The organism is Pseudonocardia pini, assembly GCF_013870575.1.
Taxonomy (GTDB): domain Bacteria; phylum Actinomycetota; class Actinomycetes; order Mycobacteriales; family Pseudonocardiaceae; genus Pseudonocardia; species Pseudonocardia pini.
The window spans coordinates 1-5,853 of sequence record NZ_JACBXB010000331.1; the positions used below are offsets into that span (position 1 = coordinate 1).

A 5,853-nucleotide genomic window follows, 5' to 3' on the forward strand; every position below is an offset into this window, starting at 1 on the left:
GGCCGGTGCGGCCCCGCTGCACCGCGGCGATGCCGGCTACCGCAGCGCCCTGGACCGCGACGGCGACGGCGTGGCCTGCGAGTAGGACTCGCTCCGAGGGCGAAGGCCCAGGTCGCCGACCTGGGCCTTCGTCCGTCGATGAGTCCCGGGGTGCGCTGCGGTCCACCCGACATGGGACTTCTCAGCGGAAAGGTCGCGTTGGTCACCGGGGGTGCGGGCGGGCAGGGGCGGGCGCACGCCGTCGCGATGGCCCGCGAGGGGGCGGACGTCGTGGTCTGCGACGTCGCCGCCGCGGTCGAGGGGGTCGACTACCCGGCGTCCACACCGGAGGACCTCGCCGAGACGGTCCGACGGGTGGAGGCGCTCGACCGGCGCTGCCTCGCCGTCACGGCGGACGTCCGGGACGTGACGGCGATGGTCGGCCTGGTCGCCGAGGCCGTCTCGACGTTCGGCGGGATCGACGTGGCCGTCGCGAACGCCGGGATCGCCACGGGCGGCCCGATCGCCACGATGTCCGAGCCGACCTGGCAGACCATGATCGACGTCAACCTCACCGGCGTCTTCCACACGTTCCGCGCCGTGCTCCCCCACATGATCGAGCGGGGCACGGGGCGGCTCGTCGCGACCTCCTCGATCGTCGCGGGCACGGGCGCCCGCAACTCCGGCCACTACGCGGCCGCGAAGGCCGGGGTGGTCGCCCTGGTGAAGTCCGTGGCCTACGAGGTCGCCGAGCACGGCATCACGGTCCACGCCGTCCTGCCTGCAGGCGTCGGCACGACCATGATCCACAACCCGGCGACGTACCGGATGATCCGCCCGGACCTCGCGGACCCGGGCCGCGCCGACGTCGAGGAGATGTTCGCGCAGGGTCGCCCGCGCCCGGGTCTGCTGGAACCGGAGGACGTGGCGGACGCCGTCCTGTACCTGGTGTCGGACCGGGGCCGCTGCAGATCCGGGGACTCGATCACGCTCGCGAACGGTCTGGACTGATTTCCCGGCCCTTTTGCCCGCGATTTCTCGCTTGGACCGGAATCGACGGCGTGACCCGGGTCTGCCATTATTAAACGAGCGACCCTCCCGCCTCGAAGTAAAGACGAGGTAACGAAGGCCTCCGTTGCCGGGGGCGGAGCCGGTGAGACCGGACCAATCGTCGATCGGCGTAGCTAACGAGACGCAGGTCACGTTTGTGCACGCTGAGTGAGATCGTGCCCCGTTCGGACGGGCCCTCCGGGCAATCTGATGACTCTGCGTGGGTAGCGTTCCGGCGTTCGGTGGACCCGTCCGGCCCGTGACCTCGACGGAACGGCTGGCCGGCTCGGCTGAGAATTATTCAGTGAAAGGGCAGCCGGACCGAGGGAAAGCGCAGTTCTCACAGGCTTCGCGACAGTTCCGGGCAGCCCAATTAACGGCCAGGTAACGCGCCCCCACGGTGCTTAACAAGCGCCATGATTCACTCCCTCCACTCCACGGCAGGGAATGGCCGACTGGAGAAGAAGTCAGCATGCTGTGCACTTCGAGAGGAAACTCATGTCCGAATCCGCTCCCCAAGGCTTGTTGGGATCGCGCAAGCGACGACGACTCGCCGCGATCTCGGCGGTGGCCGCAGCCGCGGTCGGCGCCACCGCGGTGGTCGCCGGGCCCGCCATCGGTCAGCAGCCGGTCGGCGTCGCGCCGCTGCCGATCACGTTCGACATCACCGACGAGAACGGCGGCTGGTTCGACTCCGGCCTGAACCTTTTCGGCAGCAAGTCCCTCGCCGTCGCCGTCCTCCCCAGGGCAGGCACCGCGGCGTCGGCGGTCGGCGGTGTGCCGTCCCTCGGTGGTCCCCTCCTGCCGACGGACACCTCCATCGTCGACAACATCACCGGCGGCCTCGCGGGGGGTGCGGGTGACCCGCTCGCCCTCGACTCGACCCTCGCGGCCGTGCAGAACCTCGGGAAGTCCTCGCCGGAGGCCGCTCCCCAGGCCGCCAAGGCCGAGGACCTGATCGGTCAGCTCAAGACGATCGTCGGGGGGATGCCCGCGGGCGTTCCGATCGATCTCTCCACCCTGCCGGTGGGCGTGGACCTGATGGGGGTCCTCGACTCCCTCACCGAGTTCGCCGTCGAAGGCCCCGCGGTCACGGTCACGTTCAACGTCGACCCGGCCAAGTCCGAGGGCATCCGCAACCCGATCGGGCTGATCGCGCCCGAGGGTGCGGCCGAGTTCCCGTACATGGACGCCAAGGGCGCCTTCTACGGCAAGAAGACCATCCAGCTCGACAAGCCCGGTCTGTACGCCTTCACCGACTCGGTCGCGCCGTACATGCTCGGCGCCGTCGTGGTCGACGACCCGCTGACCCTGGGTCTCGACTTCGGCGAGAAGCTGGTCGTCAACGGCAAGCCCGAGCCGGTCGCGTCGAACTCCGACGTCATCCAGCGGCTGGTGAACGCGTTCTTCACGATCACCAACCCGGGCAACTGGCAGAAGTTCAGCACGACCGAGGACGTCGCCTGGAACCCGGTCCAGCCGCCTGCTCCGATCCTGCAGTACGACCCCGCAGGCAAGCCGGTGCTGATCCCGAACCTGGACGCGTACTTCGACCAGAAGTTCTCCTACCCGAAGACCCTCGCGAAGGTGACCGCGCCGAAGACCCCGGGTGTGGGTGAGGCCTGGATCGCGACGCAGATGGAGGACTTCGCGGGCAAGGCCAAGCACGGCTCGCTCACGAAGGTCGACGTCGAGAACTGGACGATCGACCGCAAGATCGCGGCTCCCGAGATCAACATGAACAACGTGCACAACATGTGGACCGACAAGGACTACAAGTACGTGTACGGCAACGAGTGGTTCGACAACGAGACCGACGTGTTCGACCGGGTGACCGGCAAGTTCATCCGGAGCCTCGAGGTCGGGCCCAACCCGGCGCACGTGATGACCCGTCCGGACAACGACAACCTGACGATCGGCGTCAACGCCGGTACGGACATCGTCGAGGCGGCCCCGGGCGCCACGGGCATCGTGCAGCGCATCCACACCGACCCCGAGAGCGGCATGACGCCGCACCCGCACGCGCACTGGACCAGCCACGACGGCAAGACCGTCGTCGCGCCGAACACGATGACCAACGAGGCCGTCATCGCCGACCTCGACTCCGGCACCGTTCGTCACGAGCCGGTCGGGGCCTTCCCGATCGCCACCTCGATGACGCCGGACTCGAAGAAGGCGTACCTGTCCGACTTCCTCGGCATGAGCATCTCCTGTGTCTCGCTGGCCGAGGACGCGTGTGCCACCCCGCAGGGCGACGTGGCCAAGCTGTCGACGATCGACCTCTGGAAGAACTACGACCCGCAGACCGGTCCGTCCGGCCCGTGGGGCGGTCTGACCATCCAGCTCCCCGTGAGCCCGGACGGTAAGGCGATGCTGGCGGCGAACACGCTGTCGCAGACGATCTCGGTGATCGACCCGACGACCAACAAGGTCATCAAGGACCTCCCCTGCAACGCCGGTTGCCACGGTGGCAACTTCGGCGCCAAGCAGGGTGGTGGCTACTACGCCTACATCACCAACAAGTTCTCGAACGCCGCTCAGGTCGTCGACGTCGACCCGAACAACGACGGCAACATCGCGGACGCCGCCGTCGCGGGCCAGCTGGTCCTGGACCCGACTGCGGACACCAAGATGGACGACAAGCTGGTCGCGAACCCCGGTCAGGGTGGCCAGGGCATCGTGGCGATCCCGCTGGTCTACAACGGCTGGTCGCAGAACATCCCCGAGGCCTGGCGCAAGGGGCTGACCCCGGAGCAGATCAACCCGATCGGGTCGGGCTCCTGACCATCTGACACCCCCGCGGTCCGGGGTCGGGCACTGGCGCCCGGCCCCGGACCGTCCCTTTCCCGGAGGAGCCACATGGCCCGCAACCGGAAGTTCCGCGTCCTGACCATGGTCCTGCTCGGCGCCCTGCTGCCGCTGACCGCTGTGCTCGCTCTCGTCGGCTCCGCCGCGGCGCGTGTGGTCGTCCTCCCCACGACCGCCCCGGGCGGATCCACCCAGACCTTCGCCGTGCGGCTGGCCAACGAGCGTCCCGACGCCGCCGCCACCCGGCTCGAGCTCACCTTCCCCGCCGACGTCGTCGTCCCGAACGCCGAGGCCGCACCCGTCGACGGCTGGTCCTCCCGCATCGTCATGCGCCCGCTGGACGAGCCCGTCCGGGTCGCGGGCGAGGAGGTCGACGAGGCCGTGGCCGCCGTCGTGTGGGAGGACGGCCGCGTCGGCCGCAAGCAGTTCGCCCAGTTCCTCGTGACCGCCGGACCGCTGCCCGCCGAGGGCAGGCTCGTCCTCGGCGCCGCCATGACCTACTCCGACGGCACCGTCGAGCGCTGGGACACCGCCGCCGAGCCCGGCGACGACAAGGCCGCGGCGCCCGCGATCGGGTTGGTCCCGCAGGTCGTCACGACGACCCCGGCCGGGGCACCCGCCGAGCGGGCTCCCGCTTCCGGCGGGGTCACCGCCGCAGGCCCCGCCGCCTCGGAGGAGCCGGTCGACCCGGTGCCGCTGATCCTCATCGGTGGTGGCCTGGCGCTGCTCGGGCTCGTCGGCCTGTTGAACCTGTGGAGCAGGCGTGCCCCGCGGGTCTCCGGTGCGCACGTGGCGGGAGCCGTCATCGCGGCGGCCGAGGCCGTGCCCGAGCCGGTCGCCGAGACCCCTGCCGAGACCCGCGTCGAGGCTCCCGCCGAGACGCTCGTCCAGGCGGTCGCCGAGGCCCCCGCCGGGGGATCGGACCGCACCGCCGTCCTCCCCGTCGTCGCCGCGGTCACGACCGCGCCCAGCCCGACCGTGCCGAACGTGATCCTGATGGAGACCTCGCTGCAGTCCGCGCTGCTGCTGGGCTACCACCTCGGCGCGACCCTCACCGACCCCGCCGAGGACTACAGCCTCCGCAACCTCGACGGCAGCGCCACCGTGCACCGCGAGGTCGATCTCCGCGGCCGCACGATCGTCCAGCACTCCGAGCTGCTGGCCACCACGGTGCTGTCCGGCGCCGTGCTGCAGAGCTTCGCCTACCGGCTCTGGCTCGACGGCGAGGACCGCGCCGCGATCGGCCCGTTCTACTCCGGGCGCTCGCTGTTCGGGTTCTTCAACGCCACCGCGCTGGCCAACCAGACCGGTCTGGACAACGGCACCTTCGTCTCGACCTGGCTCGACCGGCGGCCCACCCCGACCCGCACCGTCCCCGGTGGACGGACGGGCGCCACGGGCGAGCTGGACCTGGTGCGCGACATCGAGATCGTCGACGGCGGGGGTGACCACCGGCAGGGCTACCTGCGGGCGAGGCGTGCGGTGCACGAGCGCGACTGGTTCTTCGCCCGGCACTTCCACCTCGATCCCGTGATGCCGGGGTCGCTGGGTGTGGAGGCGGTGATCCAGGCGCTGCAGGAATGGCTGGTCGACACCGGCGCCCTGGCGGATCTCGACGAGCCGGAGTTCGTCGTGCCCGCCGGGGTCGAGCTGTCCTGGCGCTACCGCGGCCAGATCCTCGCCCACGACGGCGAGATGACCCTCGAGGTGCACGTCAAGCGGGTCGAGCGGCGGCCGGGCCGGGTCCGCGTCGTCGCCGACGCCTCGGTCTGGAAGCCGTCCTTGAGGATCTACGAGCTGACCGACGTCGCCGCCGAGGCGCGCGAGAAGGGAGCACCGGCATGGTGACCCAGACCCTGACCGGTCCCGACATCGACGCCCTGGCGCGGGGAGAGCTGCTCGCCCGCACGCCCGACGACCTCTACCGCGTGGTCGCCGACCTCGACCGGCCCGTCTACGTCGTGCGCGACGCCCAGGGGGTCGGGGCGACCAACGAGCCCGGAGGTGCCCGCCGCC

At 70.5% G+C, this 5,853-nt stretch carries 4 protein-coding genes; all 4 read left to right on the top strand.

Going from position 1 to position 5,853, the window contains the following annotated elements:
- Positions 1-85: excalibur calcium-binding domain-containing protein (locus tag H5J29_RS18570; RefSeq protein WP_181782223.1), on the top strand; the 85-nt coding region annotated here is incomplete at its 5' end.
- 86 nt (positions 86-171) lie between these two features.
- Positions 172-990, top strand: a complete 819-nt coding sequence (locus H5J29_RS18575; RefSeq protein ID WP_181782221.1) for a mycofactocin-coupled SDR family oxidoreductase — start codon at positions 172-174, stop codon at positions 988-990.
- A gap of 537 nt (positions 991-1,527) precedes the next feature.
- Positions 1,528-3,813, top strand: a complete 2,286-nt coding sequence (locus H5J29_RS18580) for a YncE family protein (protein ID WP_246394028.1) — start codon at positions 1,528-1,530, stop codon at positions 3,811-3,813.
- Positions 3,814-3,888: 75 nt separating this feature from the next.
- Entirely contained in the window at positions 3,889-5,685 is a 1,797-nt protein-coding gene (locus H5J29_RS18585) for a DUF1775 domain-containing protein (RefSeq protein ID WP_220187610.1), read from the top strand.
- Positions 5,686-5,853: the final 168 nt, after the last annotated feature.

Coding starts and splice junctions, on each gene's coding strand:
- H5J29_RS18580 (WP_246394028.1), top strand. CDS start 1,528: ATGTCCGAATCCGCTCCCCAAGGCTTGTTGGGATCGCGCAAGCGACGA.
- H5J29_RS18585 (WP_220187610.1), top strand. CDS start 3,889: ATGGCCCGCAACCGGAAGTTCCGCGTCCTGACCATGGTCCTGCTCGGC.
- H5J29_RS18575 (WP_181782221.1), top strand. CDS start 172: ATGGGACTTCTCAGCGGAAAGGTCGCGTTGGTCACCGGGGGTGCGGGC.